13 protein-coding genes and 1 pseudogene are annotated in these 15,966 nt (G+C 69.6%); 10 read left to right on the forward strand and 4 right to left on the reverse strand.

Annotated elements, in window-relative coordinates:
• The 5 genes and pseudogenes from AB0D14_RS20075 to AB0D14_RS20095 all read left to right on the forward strand — a co-directional run.
• Nucleotides 1–425 (forward strand): annotated as a pseudogene (locus AB0D14_RS20075) (hypothetical protein); the annotation flags it as partial.
• Between the two features lie 90 nt (nucleotides 426–515).
• Nucleotides 516–1,928: an aminoglycoside phosphotransferase family protein gene (locus AB0D14_RS20080; protein ID WP_362780782.1), complete on the forward strand. Its 1,413-nt coding sequence runs from the start codon at nucleotides 516–518 to the stop codon at nucleotides 1,926–1,928.
• A 60-nt stretch (nucleotides 1,929–1,988) separates the two neighbouring features.
• Nucleotides 1,989–2,753, forward strand: coding sequence for an HAD family hydrolase (locus tag AB0D14_RS20085; RefSeq protein ID WP_362780784.1), 765 nt, complete (start codon nucleotides 1,989–1,991; stop codon nucleotides 2,751–2,753).
• A 138-nt stretch (nucleotides 2,754–2,891) separates the two neighbouring features.
• A complete protein-coding gene (locus AB0D14_RS20090) occupies nucleotides 2,892–3,473 on the forward strand; it encodes a TetR/AcrR family transcriptional regulator (RefSeq protein ID WP_362781133.1) in 582 nt (193 codons plus the stop codon).
• Nucleotides 3,474–3,514: 41 nt separating this feature from the next.
• Nucleotides 3,515–5,773, forward strand: coding sequence for an AAA family ATPase (locus AB0D14_RS20095; RefSeq protein WP_362780787.1), 2,259 nt, complete (start codon nucleotides 3,515–3,517; stop codon nucleotides 5,771–5,773).
• Between the two features lie 108 nt (nucleotides 5,774–5,881).
• Here AB0D14_RS20095 and AB0D14_RS20100 read toward each other — a convergent pair whose 3' ends face one another.
• Nucleotides 5,882–6,736 carry a nitroreductase/quinone reductase family protein gene (locus tag AB0D14_RS20100; RefSeq protein WP_362780789.1) on the reverse strand — a complete coding sequence of 285 codons (855 nt, stop codon included), beginning with the start codon at nucleotides 6,734–6,736 and terminating at the stop codon, nucleotides 5,882–5,884.
• 488 nt (nucleotides 6,737–7,224) lie between these two features.
• On the opposite strand from AB0D14_RS20100, the gene AB0D14_RS20105 reads away from it, so the two are divergent.
• Together AB0D14_RS20105 and AB0D14_RS20110 are read left to right on the forward strand one after the other, a co-directional pair.
• Nucleotides 7,225–7,620, forward strand: a complete 396-nt coding sequence (locus tag AB0D14_RS20105) for a hypothetical protein (RefSeq protein ID WP_362780792.1) — start codon at nucleotides 7,225–7,227, stop codon at nucleotides 7,618–7,620.
• Between the two features lie 418 nt (nucleotides 7,621–8,038).
• Complete coding sequence (locus AB0D14_RS20110; protein WP_362780795.1) at nucleotides 8,039–8,920, forward strand: beta-propeller fold lactonase family protein; 882 nt, start codon at nucleotides 8,039–8,041, stop codon at nucleotides 8,918–8,920.
• An 86-nt stretch (nucleotides 8,921–9,006) separates the two neighbouring features.
• Here AB0D14_RS20110 and AB0D14_RS20115 read toward each other — a convergent pair whose 3' ends face one another.
• Entirely contained in the window at nucleotides 9,007–9,816 is an 810-nt protein-coding gene (locus AB0D14_RS20115) for a hypothetical protein (RefSeq protein WP_362780797.1), read from the reverse strand.
• 158 nt (nucleotides 9,817–9,974) lie between these two features.
• Entirely contained in the window at nucleotides 9,975–10,562 is a 588-nt protein-coding gene (locus AB0D14_RS20120; RefSeq protein ID WP_362780800.1) for a TetR family transcriptional regulator, read from the reverse strand.
• Nucleotides 10,563–10,657: 95 nt separating this feature from the next.
• Between AB0D14_RS20120 and AB0D14_RS20125 the strand changes: the two genes are divergently transcribed.
• The 3 genes from AB0D14_RS20125 (at nucleotide 10,658) to AB0D14_RS20135 (ending at nucleotide 14,980) form a co-directional block, all read left to right on the forward strand.
• A complete protein-coding gene (locus tag AB0D14_RS20125; RefSeq protein ID WP_362780803.1) occupies nucleotides 10,658–11,764 on the forward strand; it encodes an NAD(P)-dependent alcohol dehydrogenase in 1,107 nt (368 codons plus the stop codon).
• A 243-nt stretch (nucleotides 11,765–12,007) separates the two neighbouring features.
• A complete protein-coding gene (locus AB0D14_RS20130; RefSeq protein WP_362780806.1) occupies nucleotides 12,008–14,293 on the forward strand; it encodes a serine/threonine-protein kinase in 2,286 nt (761 codons plus the stop codon).
• A gap of 246 nt (nucleotides 14,294–14,539) precedes the next feature.
• Nucleotides 14,540–14,980 carry a VOC family protein gene (locus AB0D14_RS20135; protein WP_362780809.1) on the forward strand — a complete coding sequence of 147 codons (441 nt, stop codon included), beginning with the start codon at nucleotides 14,540–14,542 and terminating at the stop codon, nucleotides 14,978–14,980.
• 71 nt (nucleotides 14,981–15,051) lie between these two features.
• Here the strand turns inward: AB0D14_RS20135 and AB0D14_RS20140 are convergent, their stop codons facing one another.
• Nucleotides 15,052–15,963, reverse strand: a complete 912-nt coding sequence (locus tag AB0D14_RS20140; protein WP_362780812.1) for an aminoglycoside phosphotransferase family protein — start codon at nucleotides 15,961–15,963, stop codon at nucleotides 15,052–15,054.
• Between the last annotated feature and the right edge of the window lie 3 nt (nucleotides 15,964–15,966).

Below are 15,966 nucleotides of genomic sequence, written 5' to 3' on the forward strand. Positions count from 1 at the left end.
CCCGGGTCTGGGAGCGGTGGCGTCGTATGGTCCGCGAGAACGGCGGTCAGCTGGACGAGCTGAAGGCCGGCTTCACCGGCCTGGGCGTGGACACCAGTATCGAGATCCGGCGGATTCCGATGACACCCCAGTTCAAGCTGTATGTGATCAACGACGAACACATGCTGTTCGGCCCGTATCCGGTGCTTCCGCGCAAGATCCAGATTCCCCGTCAGGACCGCCCCGCGGAGGACGAGGCCGTCGACTCGCTGGATGTGCTGGGCCTCGGCTCGACCCTCTCGTACCACCGCTTGGAGGCGGACGAGAGAACGCACGATTCCCTCTTCTTCGGCAGCATGAAGGAATGGTTTACGTCGAACTGGGAGTGTTGGCCGGAAATTATGCGTTTAAAAAGGGAGACCGGGGTGGCAGCCCCGGAAAGGTAGGTGCCGTGTTACTTACCGACAGTGATCGGATGCTGTCCAAATGGTGACACGAGGTGAAAGTAGTCACTCCAGTCGCTACTCTTTGCGCGCATGGTCTCCCTTCAGCCCCGTGGAGCGCGCCAGTCACTGGTCCGCCTCTTCGCGGAGGTGCGCCGCCGCGGCCGCGACGGGCGGGTGGTTTCCGGCCACCACAACTCCAACCGGGTCGCCCACCTGCGACAGCCGCTGGCATTCCTGCTGGGAGCGGAGTCAGGGAACGTCCTCGCCAAGTTCCGTACGCCCCTTCCCGCCGTCGAGGTCGTACCGCGGATCTGGCGCCGCGAGTCGGAGATCCTGCGGGTCGTCGGGGCGCATGTGGGTGAAGTCCCCTACTGTCTGGCGGACTTCGGCGCATGGTCGCTGCACGGCTACCTCGACGGGCGGGCGCTGGCCGAGGAGACGCCCACGGGGCCGATCGGCAGCGCACGGCTGATGGAGCTGGCCGAGTTCTTCGCCCGCCTCGCCGGGGTGCCCGAGAAGGAACTGCCCCCGCTGCCCGCCAACTGGCCCGCGGAGGGCGACAGCCTGGGCTTCCTCGGCTGGCTCGCCCGGTTCGCGGAGCGGGAGGTGCACCAGTCCAATCGCCTGCGCTTCGGCGGCCTCTTCGACGCGGTGGGCATCCCAATCGACGCGGTGGACCGCTTCATGGGCTCGGTGTCCGGGCTGACCCGGCGTCCTTTCTCCGTGCTCCACACGGACGTCCACCGGGCCAATGTGGTGGTCGTGCCCGGACCCGGACCGGAGGGCGGACACCTGTCGGTCATCGACTGGGAACTCGCCCTGTACGGCGACCCGTTGCATGACCTGGCCACCCATCTGGTGCGGATGGACTACGACAAGACGGAACAGAGCCTGATGACCGCCATGTGGGCGGACGCGATGCGGCGCGCGGGCCACGCCGACATGACCGTCGACATGGACCAGGACCTGCCTGTCTATCTCGGCTTCGAGTATGTGCAGTCGGTGTTCCCCGACGTGCTCCGCGCGGCGCTGGCCCTCCCCGACCGCCCCGGCGAGCAGGACCTCACCGAGGCGGCCGGGCGAATCGGCCGGGCGCTGCGCCGGGCACGGGAACCACTGGGCCTCACGGACAGGATCCCGGACGTACGGGACGTCGGTGTGGCGCTCCGCGAGTGGCACACCAGGGACATGGCGGTCCGTGCGGACGGTACGGAACCTGCGGACGGTACCGACCGCACGGAGGGGCCCGGCAGCGGGCAGGAGCTGGAGCAGGAGCAGGAGCAGGAGCAGAAGCAGAAGCAGGAACACGGACAGGGACGGGAGGGGTCGGAGGGGTCGGCAGGTTCGGGTTCGGGGCGGTTGCGACGGGCGAAGCTCATGGAGCGGACCAGGCGCGGGAAGCGGCTCGAACGGCTCGAACGGCCTGACCGGCACGAGGACATCGACGCCGCGGACCGTGCGGACCGTGCGGACCGTATGGAGTCCACCGGCGTCGGAGGATGACCGAGCGGCAGCGACCCCGGGACGGGGCTGCCGGCACAGCGGTGCAGTGAATGGAGCGGTATGACTGCCGACATCGACGAGGTCAGGGATGCCAGGGATGTCAGGGATGTCAGGGGAGCGCGGAGACTGCTCGCGAACGCGCGGTGCGTGCTCTTCGACTTCGACGGTCCGATCTGCCGGCTGTTTCCCGAGGACCGGTCGAGGGAGGTCGCCAGGAAACTCCGGGAGACGACCGACGAGTTCGGCGCCGGAGACGTACTGACGGCGGAGGAGCGCACCGACAAGGACCCCCATGTGGTGCTGAGGGCGGTGCACCGGGCGGGGCGGGGCCGGGACATGCCGGGCCTGCTGGAGGAGTTGGAGAAGCTGGTGGTGGCGGGTGAAGTGGAGGCCACGCACACGGCATGGCCCACACCGGACGCCGACGGACTGATCGACGTCCTGTCGAAGCGGCGGACACGGATGGCCGTGGTCACCAACAACTCGCCGCTGGCTGCCCAGGCCTACCTCGATCGCGCAGGCCTGCTCCACCACTTCACGGCCATCGAAGGCCGCACCACCGACCCCGCTCGCATGAAGCCCGACCCCGACGTCGTGTTCCGCGCTCTGGGAAGCCTGGGCCTCGGTCCCGAAGACGCGGTGATGATCGGCGACACCGGAACGGACGTCGAGGCGGCCGAACAGGCAGGCGTGAGCTTCATCGGATACGGGCGCAACCCTGAGAAACGGGGGCGCTTGCGTGATGCCGGGGCAAGGGTCGTACTCGGCTCGTACGCTCCGTTGCTCCAACAGGGGCGGGAGGGCGGGAGTCCGGAAGGTGCGTAGGCTCGGGGCATGGGTCAGACGGGTGCGAAGGGCGCTGCGGGTGCGAAGGGCGCTGCGGGCGCGACCGGAGCGGTAGGCGCGACCGGAGCGGTGAACGCGACCGGAGTGGTGGGGCTGCGTGAGCGCAAGAAGCTGCGGATGTACCAGGACGTCTCCGACATCGCCATCTCGCTCTTTCTGGAGAAGGGGTTCGAGAGGGTCTCCGTAGCGGAGGTCGCCGCCGCGGCCGAGATCTCCAAGCCGACTCTCTTCCGGTACTTCTCCTCCAAGGAGGATCTCGTCCTGTACCGGTTCGCCGATCATGAGACCGAGGCCGCGCGAGTGGTCGGGGAACGGGCGCCCGGGCAGTCCGTGATCGACGCGCTGCGGCTGCACTACCTCGCCGGGATCGAGCGGAGCGACCCGGTGACCGGGGTCAACGGCGATCCGCACATTCTCGCCTTTCACCGGCTGCTGTACGGAACTCCGTCCCTGGTGGCACGGCTCTACGAGTATCTGGAGCGGTCGGAAGAGGCGCTCGCGGCCGCACTCGGCGGGAACCTGGAGGCACGGCTCGCCGCCGGCCAGGTCGTCGCCGTGCAGCGGATTCTCGCGATGGACAACTGGAGACGGATCGCGAGAGGCGAGGACGTCACGAAGGTGCGGCGGGACGCCTTCGCCGCGGCCGAGGGTGCCTTCACGAGGCTGGGGCAAGGACTGGCAGTGTACGCAACCGGATAAGAAATTTAACTCGGTTACGGTATTCGCGTATCCTCGCCCGAATGACGTCAGCCGACCCGTCCCGCGACCCGTCCCTCCGCGACCCCGCCCGCGTCCTCTCCTGCGCCGCCTCCCACGTCGCCTCCCGCGACGAGTCGCTCGCCGCCTCCCTCCGCCGCGAACGCGACCACCACGCCCTCTGCCGTGCCGCCCTTGCCGCGATGGTCGACGGGGCCCAGGAGCACGTCGTCACCGGAGAGGACGTGTCCGCCTCCGGGGCCGACGCCGAAGTGCTCGGGTACCGGCTCCGCAGCCGGGCGAAGGAGATGCGGGAGCTGCCCGAAGGGCCGTTGTTCTTCGGACGGTTGGACTTCGCCCGCTCGGACTCCGGTCAAGCAGGCCCGGGCCCCGGTGGACCGGACTCAGAAAGCGACCGTCGGGGCGCCGCCGGTGACCATGCCGGGCAGAGCTATCACATCGGGCGCCGGAGGATCTCCGAGCATCCCGCGGCTCCGCCCCTCGTCGTCGACTGGCGTGCCCCCGTCTCCCGCGCCTTCTATCAGGCGAGTGCTCGTGATCCACAGGGTGTGGAGGTACGGCGGCGGTTCGGCTGGGCGCCGGGGAGCCGGGGGGAGCCGGCCGACCTCACGGGGCTGGAGGACGAGCACCTCAGGGACGTACGCCCGGAGGCCGGTCGGGCGGAGAGCCGCATCCTCACGAGCGAGATCGAGCGGCCCCGGGTCGGCCCGATGCGTGACATCGCCGCGACCATCCAGCCGGACCAGGACGATCTCGTACGGGCTGACCTCGCCGTGTCCGTGTGCGTGCAGGGCGCCCCCGGCACCGGCAAGACGGCCGTCGGGCTGCACCGGGCCGCGTACCTGCTCTACACCCACCCGCAGCGCATCCGGCGTGCAGGACTGCTGATCCTCGGGCCGAACCCCACTTTCCTCTCCTACATCTCGGCGGTGCTGCCCGCGCTCGGCGAGACCGGCGTGCGGCAGTCCACGATCGGCGACGAGATCGCCCGGCATCCGGTGGGCGGCGAGGACGACGAGAGCGCCGCCGTCGTCAAGCACGACGCCCGCATGGCGGAGGTGCTGCGGCGCGCCCTGTACGCCCGGGTGAGCCCGGCCGCGGCTGACGACCTCGACGACCTCGACGACCTCGCCGTGCCGGACGGTTCGTACCGCTGGCGGGTGCCCGCCGGGGTGCTCGCGCGGATCGTGGCGGGCGTACGGGCCGAGGAGCCGCCGTACGCCGTCGGACGTGAGCGCGTACGGACCCGGGTCGTCCGGTACGTACAGGAGCGGGCCGAGCTGCGGGCCGGGCCCCAGACGAACGCCTGGCTGCAGAAGGTTTCGCGGTCGCGGCCCGTCGGCGCGTACGTCGAAGCGGTGTGGCCGAAGGCGCGGCCGGAGGAAGTCGTCGCGGAGCTGCTCACCGATCCGGCCGCGCTCGCCGCGGCGGCGGACGGGCTGCTGGACGCGGACGAGCAGAAGGCGATCCTCTGGGCGAGGCCGCCCCGGTCGTGGAAGTCCGCCCGATGGTCCACGGCCGATCTGGTACTGCTCGACGAGGTCGCGGGGCTGATCGAACACCCCGCCGGATACGGCCACATGGTCATCGATGAGGCACAGGACCTGTCGCCGATGGAGTGCCGTGCGATCGGCCGGCGTGCCGCCTTCGGGTCGGTCACGGTCCTCGGTGATCTCGCGCAGGGGACCACGCCGTGGGCTGCACGGGAGTGGGGCGAGCTGCTCGCTCAGCTGGGGAAACCTGAGGCGTCGGTGGTTCCGTTGACCACCGGGTTCCGCGTGCCCGAGGTGGTGGTCGAGCTGGCGAACCGGCTCCTTGCCCGGCTGGATGTCGTGGTGCCGCCGGGCCGCTCCCTGCGCAAGGACGGCGAGTTGCGGATCCGCCGCACGGACGACGTGCTGCACGAGACGGTCGGGGCCGTCCGCCGGGCGCTCACGTACGAAGGGTCCGTGGGAGTCATCACGGCCGACTCGGAAGTCGTACGGGTACGGGAGGCGCTCGGCGCCGCCGGGGTCGAGGTCGCCGACGTGGACCAACTCGGCGCGCGCGTCACTGTGTTGGGTGCCGGTGTCGCGAAGGGACTTGAGTACGACCATGTCGTCGCCGTGGAGCCGGCGGCGATCACGGAGGACCGAGGACGCGGGGGAGGAGAAGGAGGAGAAGGAGGAGGGGTTGGGCGTGGGCGTGGGCTTGGGCTTGGGCTGCATCAGCTGTACGTCGTGCTGACGCGGGCGGTGTCCAGGCTGGACGTCGTACACGCGCGGCCGTTGCCGTTCGAGTGAGGCCGTTGCTGAGTGAGTAAGTGAGGCCGGCCCGCGAGCCCCCTCCCATTCCCACGCGGGTACGCGGGTACGCGGGCACGCGGTCCGGTCCCGTCCGGCCCGGTGGTCCTAGTGGGCGGACCCGGTCGGTACGTCAAGTACGGGGATCAACTGCTCCTCCTCGTACGTCAGGTGTGCCTCCAGCGCGATGGTGAGGCGTTCGACCTCCTCGCGCACGTGCTGCGGGTCTGCCGAGTCCGCGCCGATGACCTGCTTCAACTCCGTTGTCAGCGCCGCGATCTGCACGTGTTCCTCGCGCAGGCGGTCCAGGGTCGGGCTGAGCTCCGGGTGGTGGTCGGCCAGGAACGGGAACATGGCGATGTCCTCGCCGGTGTGGTGGTTGTGCAGTCCCTGGCAGAAGGTCAGGCAGTTGATACGGAGCTGGGCGCCGAGAGCGGGGCCGGCGTCACTCATCTCCGCGCGTATCAGGGCGAGTTCGCGGCGGAAGGCGTCGTGGATCACCTTTACGTACTCGGCCATGGAAGAGGCGTTGACGTTCGGCGGGCCACCGCTCGCGATCTCGTGCAGGGCGATCACCGGAAGCACCCGGCTGGTCTTGGCCTGGTACTCCGCCCAGCCGGAGTCGGCCTCGACCGCCCGGGCGAAGGCATCGTCGCGTGCGACGCCCTCCAGGACCTCGGCCTTGGCGTCGTACGTGAACACCCCTGTCTCGACGGTGACTTGAGGCTGCGCGACGAGGTTGTGGAACCAGTCCGGATGCTTCGGCGCACCGCCGGCCGAAGCGATGACCAGCACGCTGCCGTCGCCGTTGGCGTAGTAGCCGACCGGGGTGGTGTGCCGCTCGCCGGAACGGCCTCCCGTGGTGGTGAGCAGGAGCAGCCGGGCGCCCTCGAAATAGCCGCCGACCTCCCCGGAGTTGGCTCGGAATTCTTCGATGACCTGCTGGTTGAAGTCGTTGGGCATTCTCTTCTTTCTTCTCGGTGAATTCTGGAAATCGGCATGAGGAATCGCCACGGGGCGAATCCGATCCCGCCCGCGGTGGAGGAGCGCAGCGGCACAAGTGCCGTGCCGCAGCGGGGAAGTGGTGAGGATGGTGACGCGGCGAGGTACGCGGATGCATGTCAGCGAGGTACGCGGGCGCGTGTCAGCTGTTAACGAGGTGCGCGGATACGCGGAAGCGTCACGCTTGGCGCACTGGGAAAGGGCGGCCCTCTGGCCTGCCCGGGCCTCACTCGGAGGCCGGGAACCCTACTGTTTGTTGGCCATTGGCCGACCCGGCAGTCACGGCGAAAAGATTAGGGGAATGCGCGCGTACAAGCAATGTTTCGTTTTCAGCCCGGGCCCGGAGACCTGGGGTTGGGGGCAGGGGCAGGGGCAGGGGCCGGGGCCGAGGCGGATCGGACGCGGCTCACGGTGGACCGCCGACACCCGCCCGTGGTCGACTCCCTGCCATGAGTCTGTCGGTCGATGTGTATGTGCCTCGTGCGGAGGGTGGCATCGAGGTGCTGGACATTCCTCCCGGCTGCTCCGACGTGGCGGGCTGGGAACGTTGGCGCACCGAGGTGTGGGGGTCCGAGCCGGTCCGTTCGCTGGGCGCGCGGTTCCTTCCGCGGCTGGCCACCGAGGACCTCACCGTGGCGCCGGACGAGGTGTCCGCCCTCATCGCCGAGTGCGACCTCATACGAACGCACCTGGCGCGGATCGCGGAGCACATGCGGGCGGAGCCGGAGACAGGGCCGGGGAAGTCCCCGGCCGAGCACGCCGACGATGTGAGCCGCCGCCTGGACAACATCGTGGACGCGGCCCGGCGGGCGTTGAACGTAGAGGGCGGGATCATCATCTGGTGACCAACGGCCGTACGGGACACGCGCGCACGACAACCCCCAGGCCAGGTCCTTGGCGGCGGTCCTTGGCGGCCGATAACGCACTTGATGCGACTGCATTGTTCTGTGCGAAAAGAAGACTTCTTCTTTCAGCCAGTACCAATACCGTTTCAGGACGTTTGTTCAGTCGCGTCGCACGTACGGACCATTCCCGACCGTAGAGGATTTTCCCGTGCTCAGTGTTTCTGCAGTCTCCAGTCCGTCGGACGGCTGCGCGTCGTCTGCATTTCCGTCCCGGCGCTCCGTGCGCCGTATGCGGTTCGGCCTCAGGATCGGTATGGCGGCCGCGGTTGTGATGTGCGCCTCGGCTGCGGCGCCGGCATCCACCGTGACCCCCGAGCCGCCGCCGCGATCGCAGCCCGCCGGCGGCCGGGATTTCCCGATGCGGATCGTCGCCTATGTGGCGAACAGCGGATCGGCGAGTGTTTCCTCTTTTGACGTCCGGCTGGAGAGGCCCGTCACCACCACGCCGGTCGGCAAGGGCCCGACGGGGGTGGGCGCGGCCCCCGACGGATCCCACGTCTACGTGGCGAACGGCCTGGCCAACAGCGTCTCCTTCATCGAGACCACGGGTCATAAAGTCGTGGCGAACGTGCCGGTCGGAACGTACCCCTTCGCCGCCGTCCCCAGCCGGGACGGTAAACGCGTGCTGTCTGCCAACTGGGGCAGCGACACCGTGTCCGTCATTGATACGGCCGCCCGGAAAGTCATCGCGACGACGCGGGTCGGTGAGCTTCCCCACAGCATCGCCACCATTCCCGACGGGAGGTCGTTCGTCACGGACAGCGGCACCAATGACGTCACTGTGCTCTCCAAGGCGAACCGGGCGGAGTCACGAATTCGAGTGGGGCATTTCCCCAGCGGCATCACCAGCACCAAGGGTGGGGAAAGGGTGTATGTCGCCAATACGGGATCCGGCAGCATTTCGGTCATCGACACGGCCACCGGCAGAGTGACAGCCACCTGGCCGGTCGGAAAAGCCCCCCTCGGCCTTTCCGTGAGCCCGGACGGCCAGCGCCTCTACGCCGCCGACTCCGGTGCGAACACGCTGTTGATCATCGACACCTCCTCGGGCCAGGTCCTCAAGCGCGTCCCCGTGGGCAAGACACCGCAGGGTGTGGCCATCAGCCCCGGCGGCAGCCGGGTATGGGTCACCAACGAGGCGTCCGACACCGTTTCCGTGATCGATCCGGCGACGGCGAAAGTACGGGTCACCCTGCCCACCGGACACCTCCCGGAAGGCATCGCGATCACTCCCCGATGAGCGCGATCACTCCCCGACGGGAACGACCAGCACTCCCCGACGAGAACGACCAGCACTTCCCAGCCGCCGACAGCCCGCAGGAGGCGTCAGGCGGTGGAGCCCGCCGTGTCACCGGCACGTCGGGAAGAGGATCGCGGCGACCGCAGGTGGTCGTGAAGGGCTGCGAAGGCCGTGCACGTGAGGGGGAGGGTCAGGGCCGCGGTGACCAGGATGCCGACGACGACGGGGGCGAGGATGCCGGCGTAGTAGGCGGCGAAGAAGTTACCCGTGACTTGTTCGAGGAGGGCCCGTACGACCGGTCGCAGCGGCAGGGCGAGCTGCACCACCAGCCGGAGCACCCCGGCGGTGAGCGCGGCCAACGGCAGCCCAAGAGCGAGGACGCGGGCCACCCCGGCGCGCGTCCACACCAGTGACCAGGAACGGCGCAGGGCCGCGCGGGGAGCGAGGCCGCCTGCCGCGGCGGCCGGGGCGAGGCTGAGCCCGAGGCGCAGCAGCACGGCGACGAACACGGCCGCCGCCGGGGAGGCCGCGACGAGTGTGTGGGGCCACGACCCGCGTTCCAGGGGTTGTGGGGTGTCGAGATGGTTTCCGGTGAGACTGTCCGCCACGAAACTGACGATCAGCGGCAGGGGCCATACGATCAGGCCGCGCAGCGTGTACACGGCGAGCACCGGTCGCAGCCGCGCGCGGACTGCGACCGGCGGCCGATCGTCCTTCGCGGGTGCGTGAGTCCCCGCTGTGACGGCTCGGGAGCAGACGCTCTGCAGGGCCGCGCTGCCGGTGCCGAGGAGAAGCAGGAAGAGCGGGAGCGTGTACAGGGCGACCAGCGCCAGGTCTGTGTAGTCGTGCAGGTAGGGGTCCTCGACCTGCTGATACCAGATGCGCTGGTTCCGCATACGGGTGAAGAGGGGCCAGGCGAGAGCGAATATCGCGGCCGTCAGCAGCAGCCCGACCAGTCCGGACAGGCCGACGACACGTACCGTCGCACCCGCCAGAGTGCCCCGGTGCCGTCGCAGGGCCGCAATCGTCGTGGCGGAGACGACCGGACGGGCGATCAGCCGGCCGTCATGGCGCGGTGAACACTCTCGCGGAGCAGGGCGCGACGCCGCTCGTGCAGTTCGGAGGGCTCCTGTGCGGTCGCCGCGTAGACGTTGCTGACCGGTGACCACGCCATGGACATGGCGATGACCAGGGCCATCACGTCGAACGGGTCTCCCTGGCGTACCCGGCCGGCGGCCTGAGCCTCGGTGATGGCGCGCAGTTTATTGTCGTCGAGGCGGTCGGGGTCGTCGACCAGGTGGCCGGCCGGGCGTCGCTCCAGGCGGGCCCAGGTGGCCAGCCGGATGAGGTCGGGGCGGCGAAGGTACTCGTCGTAGAGGCGTACGGCCCAGTCCGCGAGGTCGGCGGCGTCGATCGGGACGACGTTCACGATCCGCTCCAGCGAGCCGAAGAAGATGGCGTCGAAGAGCCCGTCCTTGCTGCCGAAGTAGGCGTAGAGCTGCGCCTTGTTGGTGCGTGCGGCGGCCACGATCCGCTCGACGCGTGCTCCGGCGATCCCGTGCTCGGCGAATTCCTGGGTCGCCACCTCGAGGATGCGCTGGTACGTCGCGGCTCCGCGCGCGGTCAGGGGCTGATCAGCCATGCCCTCAGGTTACCAAACAGAACAGTTGGTTTGCCTGGCGCGCCGGATGGGCCTACTCTCAAATAGACCGACCAGTCTGTCTATGAGGAGGCGTTATGCGGAACACGGTTGGCTGGCAGGTGGAAGGTGCGTCGGGGACGCTGCGGCGGGGGCCACTGGAACGGCGCGAGCTGCGCCCCGACGACCTCGCGGTCCGGGTGGACTTCTGCGGCGTCTGCCACTCCGATCTGCACGCCGTCAGTGCCCGGGACGGCGAAGAGGGCCGGCCCCTGGTGCCCGGACACGAGTTCACGGGCGTGGTGACGGAGACCGGACCCGCGGTCACCCGCTTCACCGTCGGCGACCCCGTGGCGGTCGGCAACATCGTCGATTCGTGCGGCGAGTGCCCCATGTGCCGGGCCGGCCAGGAGAACTTCTGCCACGCCTTCCCGACCCTGACCTACGGCGGCGTCGACCGGTACGACGGGTCAACGACCCTGGGTGGCTACTCCCGCGAGTACGTCGTCCGCGACCGGTTCGCCTACCTTCTTCCCGCCGGTCTGGATCCGGCGGCTGCCGCTCCTCTGCTCTGTGCCGGGGTCACCGTCTGGGAGCCCCTGCACAGCCTGGGCGTCGGGCCTCACAGCCGCGTCGCCGTGGCAGGGCTGGGCGGCCTGGGCCATCTCGCGGTCAAGATCGCCGTGGCGCTCGGAGCCGACACCTCGGTCATCAGCCGCTCACCCGACAAGGCCGACGATGCCCGTCGTCTCGGCGCCCACGGTCTCATCGTCTCCACGGACCCGGAACAGCTGGCCGACGCCCGCGACCGGTTCGATGTCGTCATCGACACCATCTCGGCCCCGCACGAGCTCGGCCCGTACCTGCGCATGGTCGCCATCGACGGCACGCTCAGCCACCTCGGGCACCTTGGACCTGTCACCGTGGAGACCACCGACCTGCTCGTGGGACGCAAGAAGCTCAGCTCCGCGGGCAGCGGCGGCAGGCCCGCGACCGCCGCCATGCTGGACTTCTGCGCGAAGCACGGCATCACCGCCGACATCGAACTGCTCCCCTCGGCACGAGTGAACGAGGCCTTCGACCGTCTCCGGCGCAACGACGTCCGCTACCGCTTCGTACTCGACCTGTCCGACCTGTCCGACCTGTCTGACCGGTCCGACCTGTCTGACCGGTCCGACCTGTCCGGCCGGTCCGACCTGGGCTGAACGGCGCAGACGCAGACCGGGAACCGCAGTACGTCCGAGGGCCGTTGGTCGTGCGTCCGGTACCGGGCCTCGATGGGAACCCGCGACGGGAGCCCTCAATGGGAACAAGGACGCCGCCCGTCCCGAGCCCGACCTGCCCGGCACGCTCCTGATCTCCGCCGGCCTGTTCGCCATCGCGTCTGGAGGACCTGCCGCGCAGGTGACTACGCTGAGACGACGTCAGTGGAATGGGACAGGTGTGGCGTGGAGTCGTCGAAGCCGTTCGCAGCGGGGGATCCCGAGCGGGTCGGGCCGTACCGGATCGTGGGGCGCCTGGGCGAGGGCGGGATGGGGCGCGTCTACCTCGGACTCTCGCGCAGCGGACGGGAGTTCGCGGTCAAGGTGGTGCGGCCGGAACTGTCGGAGGATCCGTCGTTCCGGCGGCGGTTCGCCCGTGAGGTGGCTGCAGCCCGCGCGGTGAGCGGCGCTTTCACCGCGCCTGTGGTCGACGCCGATGCGGAGGGCTCACCGGCGTGGCTGGCCACGTCGTACATCCGCGGGCAGTCACTGGCGGACGCCGTCGCCGCGCACGGCGGATGGCCGGAAGGGCGACTGCTGGTGCTGGCCGCCGGGCTGGCCGAGGCGCTGGAGTCCATCCATCGGGCGGGCGTGGTCCACCGGGATCTCAAGCCGTCGAACGTGCTGCTGGGCCCGGACGGCCCCCTGGTGATCGACTTCGGCATCTCCCTGATCGGCGGGGCGACCGCGCTGAGTACCGCCGGTGCGGTGGTGGGGACAGTCGGGTTCATGTCCCCCGAGCAACTGACCGGCAGGCCGGTCGGGACCGCGAGCGACGTGTTCTCGCTGGGCGCGGTGCTGGCCCTCGCCGCCGGTGGGAACGCGCCGTTCGGGACCGGCTCCGCGCCGGAGGTGATGTTCCGCTCGGTCTACGAGGAACCGGACGTGTCATCGGTGCCTTCAGGTCTGCGGGACGTCGTCGCCCGGTGCCTGGCGAAGGATCCGGAACAGCGGCCCATGGTGGGCGCGTTGCTGGACGAACTCGCCGCGATGGCCGAGCGCGCGGGAGGGCTCGCGGACTGGCGGGCGTTCGTGGCGGGGGTGAGCGGGAGCGGCACACCCCGGCCCGTACCGACGGTCGTGACGCCGGAGGCGGCGGCGCCGCCCCTGCCGGTGAACGAGGCGGTCACGCAGACGGCGCCGCGCGGGGCGGCGCCCGGGCGGGCGGTGACTCCGCCCCAGCCCGAACCGCCGGCCGGGCCTGAGACCGAGACCGGGACGGGGCCTGAAGCCGGGACAGGGCCTGAGGCCGAGGCCGAGGCCGGGACCGAGACCAGGACCGGAACCGGAACCGGAACCGGAACCGGAACCGGAACCGAGACCGGAACCGTGCTCCTCGGCGGGCCACAGCCCGACCCCTCCCGCAGGCAGGTCCTGTCGGTCCTGGGTGTCGGCGCCGCCGCGGGACTCGGCGTCGGTGGATGGGCGCTGCTCAGCAGTGGCTCGGACAACCGCGGCAAGTCCGCCGCCCCTGACCGAGAGATCTGGGCGGCCGGCACCGGTGGAGCGGTGCCGTTGGGGCTGGTGGTGGCGGGAGGCGTGGTCTACGTCAACGATTTCGACGGCAACCTGACCGCACGGGACAGTGCCACCGGCAAGAAGCTGTGGACGTGCCGTATCGGAACCTCCGGGGACTCAGAACCGAACGTAGGCGCTAAGGAGGCGACACCGGCGGTCGCCGACGGACTCGTCTACGTCGGATCCACCGACCAGCAGCTCTACGCGATCAGCGCGGACAGTGGCAAGCGGCGGTGGACCGGCGGCCCCGTCGGGCGGGCCGCGTCACCGGTCGTCTCCGGCGATCTGGTCTTCGCCCATGGCGACGACTCGGGCATCCTCTCCGCGTTTCACGCCTCCAACGGCGAGAAGCGTTGGGAGTTCGCCGCCGAGTACCCGGCAAAGATCAGCACGCTCACCCCGGCCGTCTCGGACGACACCGTGTACGTGGGGACCGACGCGGGCCACCTGTACGCGTTGAACAGCCGGAACGGCCGGCAGCGGTGGAAGTTCGATGCAGGCGGAGTTCTGATCGCCTCTCCGGCCGTGTCGGGCGGGACGGTGTTCGCCTCCAACGACCGCAAGCTGTTCGCCCTGGCCGCGGAGAGCGGCCGTCCACGGTGGACACTCGCCACGGGCAGGACATCGTCGTGGCGTCCGGCGGTCTCCGCCGGCTACGTCTACTTCTCGGACGAGCGCGACCCCCTTCACGCGGTCCATGCCGCCGACGGCAAGGAGCGATGGAAGTCGTCCGTCATCAAGGGCACCGTCATGGCCGCGCCCACGGTGGCGCGCGGAGCCGTGTACCTCGGCACCGACGACCTCGACTTCAACGTGTACGCCGTTGACGCCGCCACCGGCCACCTGCGCTGGAAGTTCCGCACGGGGAGTTACGTTCTGACGCGCCCCGTCGTGGTGGGCCGTGTGGTCTACATCGGCAGCGCCGACGGCCACGTGTACGCCCTTCGCGCATAGGCCGCGCCGGAAAAAGGGCCGGGCCGAACCCAGTCACCTGCGCCGCACTCACCCTCGTCGGTGGTGCCTGGCTCGCGGGTCTGCTGCAGCGGTGCTGAGGCGCGATGCAGATTCTTCGGAGTTCGGTGGCTGAGGATGTCGAGAACGTGTCATCCGCTCCGTCCCAGGGACATCAGCGGCCACCACCGGCCGCACGAGCCAAGAACAACCGGCCGCACGAGCCAAGAACAAGAGGGAGAAACCACCATGGCGATTCAGCGGATGGACAACGTCGGCATCGTCGTCGAGGACTTGGATGCCGCCATCGCGTTCTTCGTGGAACTCGGTATGGAGCTGGAGGGCAGGGCTGCCGTCGAGGGCCTCTTCGCCGACCAGTGCACCGGACTCGACGGCGTCCACTGTGACATCGCGATGATCCGGACCCCGGACGGCCACAGCCGGCTCGAACTGGCGAAGTACCGCAGCCCCGCGGTGATCAGCGACGGGCCGCGCAACCGGCCGCACAACATTCTGGGCACGCACCGCGTCATGTTCGCCGTCGACGACATCAAGGACACCGTTGCCCGTCTGCGCCCTCACGGCGCCGAACTCGTCGGCGAGATCGCCCGGTTCGAGGACAGCTATCTGCTCTGCTACGTCCGCGGCCCGGAGGGCATCATCGTGGGACTGGCCGAGCAACTGAGCTGAGGGGGAGGAACCGGACCAGGCGGCCGGACGAGATCATCGAGGTTCTGAACGGACTCATCGCTGATGAACGGTTACGTGTGACGTGCGATCACCCTGAGCGCGAGTTCTCGTGCGTGGTCGGCTGCCGCCGGTCCGCGGCTCGGGTCGGGCGCCTCGGAAAGGAAGACGAGAGCCAGCATCAGCGCGGCGTCCAGTCGGCACACCAGCAAGCACGCATCGCTGTCGGGCGGAACCGTTGCCGTCCTCGCGTATCCGCTGCGGATCGCTTCCACATCGAGCTCGTTCTCCGGATACCGGGCGTACTCGACAAGGCGCCCGAACTCCACCGAGGGGGACCCGAGCAGGGCGTTCGACCAATCCAGCAGGGCGACGGTCTGCCCCTGGTGTCGTCGGATGTTGTCGCTGCGGACATCGAGGTGCAGGAGGCAGGCCCCGGTGCGGCTGGTGAGATGTCCGGCGACGAGGGACGCGTCCGGCGGTTCGGGCCAGTCGTCGACAAGGCGGCCGATCTCGGCCCAACGGCGCCCGATACGTGCGGTGATCGCACTCGCCGTAGGCACTCCCTCCGACGCGACGGGCGTCAGACGCGGCGTCGGCACCTGATGAAGCCGCGCGAGGAGCTGCCCGAGCGCGAAGGAGTCGAGATCCGATCCGTCGTCGGGGACATATGCGGACAGCAGTACGTCGGGGGACGCCGGCTCGTCCGCCAGGACGAGTTCCTTCGGCTCAGGGACGGGCAGACCGTGGGCGGCCAGATGCCTCGCGATCTCGTACTCCTGCAGGAGCAGGGCCCGGGTGTCCACATGGGGGTCATTGGCGTTCGAGTCGAACCGCCGGTGCGCGAGACGAACCGCGACGGGCTGCCCGTCGCGCCCCTGCGCCCGGTAGACGGAGAATTCCAGACCCTTACCGACCAGTTCCAGGCCGCTCAGGCCCCACCGCTCAGCCAGGCTGTCCAACTCGGCGAATCGCTCATTCATCATGTG

Source organism: Streptomyces sp. NPDC048484 (genome assembly GCF_040651415.1).
Classification (GTDB): domain Bacteria; phylum Actinomycetota; class Actinomycetes; order Streptomycetales; family Streptomycetaceae; genus Streptomyces.

Excerpts from the sequence above, each read along its gene's own strand:
- AB0D14_RS20115 (WP_362780797.1), bottom strand. The coding sequence starts at position 9,816 with ATGCGGAACCAGCGCATCTGGTATCAGCAGGTCGAGGACCCCTACCTG.
- AB0D14_RS20105 (WP_362780792.1), top strand. The coding sequence starts at position 7,225 with ATGAGTCTGTCGGTCGATGTGTATGTGCCTCGTGCGGAGGGTGGCATC.
- AB0D14_RS20095 (WP_362780787.1), top strand. The coding sequence starts at position 3,515 with ATGACGTCAGCCGACCCGTCCCGCGACCCGTCCCTCCGCGACCCCGCC.
- AB0D14_RS20120 (WP_362780800.1), bottom strand. The coding sequence starts at position 10,562 with ATGGCTGATCAGCCCCTGACCGCGCGCGGAGCCGCGACGTACCAGCGC.
- AB0D14_RS20085 (WP_362780784.1), top strand. The coding sequence starts at position 1,989 with ATGACTGCCGACATCGACGAGGTCAGGGATGCCAGGGATGTCAGGGAT.
- AB0D14_RS20090 (WP_362781133.1), top strand. The coding sequence starts at position 2,892 with ATGTACCAGGACGTCTCCGACATCGCCATCTCGCTCTTTCTGGAGAAG.
- AB0D14_RS20135 (WP_362780809.1), top strand. The coding sequence starts at position 14,540 with ATGGCGATTCAGCGGATGGACAACGTCGGCATCGTCGTCGAGGACTTG.
- AB0D14_RS20125 (WP_362780803.1), top strand. The coding sequence starts at position 10,658 with ATGCGGAACACGGTTGGCTGGCAGGTGGAAGGTGCGTCGGGGACGCTG.
- AB0D14_RS20110 (WP_362780795.1), top strand. The coding sequence starts at position 8,039 with ATGCGGATCGTCGCCTATGTGGCGAACAGCGGATCGGCGAGTGTTTCC.
- AB0D14_RS20140 (WP_362780812.1), bottom strand. The coding sequence starts at position 15,963 with ATGATGAATGAGCGATTCGCCGAGTTGGACAGCCTGGCTGAGCGGTGG.
- AB0D14_RS20100 (WP_362780789.1), bottom strand. The coding sequence starts at position 6,736 with ATGCCCAACGACTTCAACCAGCAGGTCATCGAAGAATTCCGAGCCAAC.
- AB0D14_RS20080 (WP_362780782.1), top strand. The coding sequence starts at position 516 with ATGGTCTCCCTTCAGCCCCGTGGAGCGCGCCAGTCACTGGTCCGCCTC.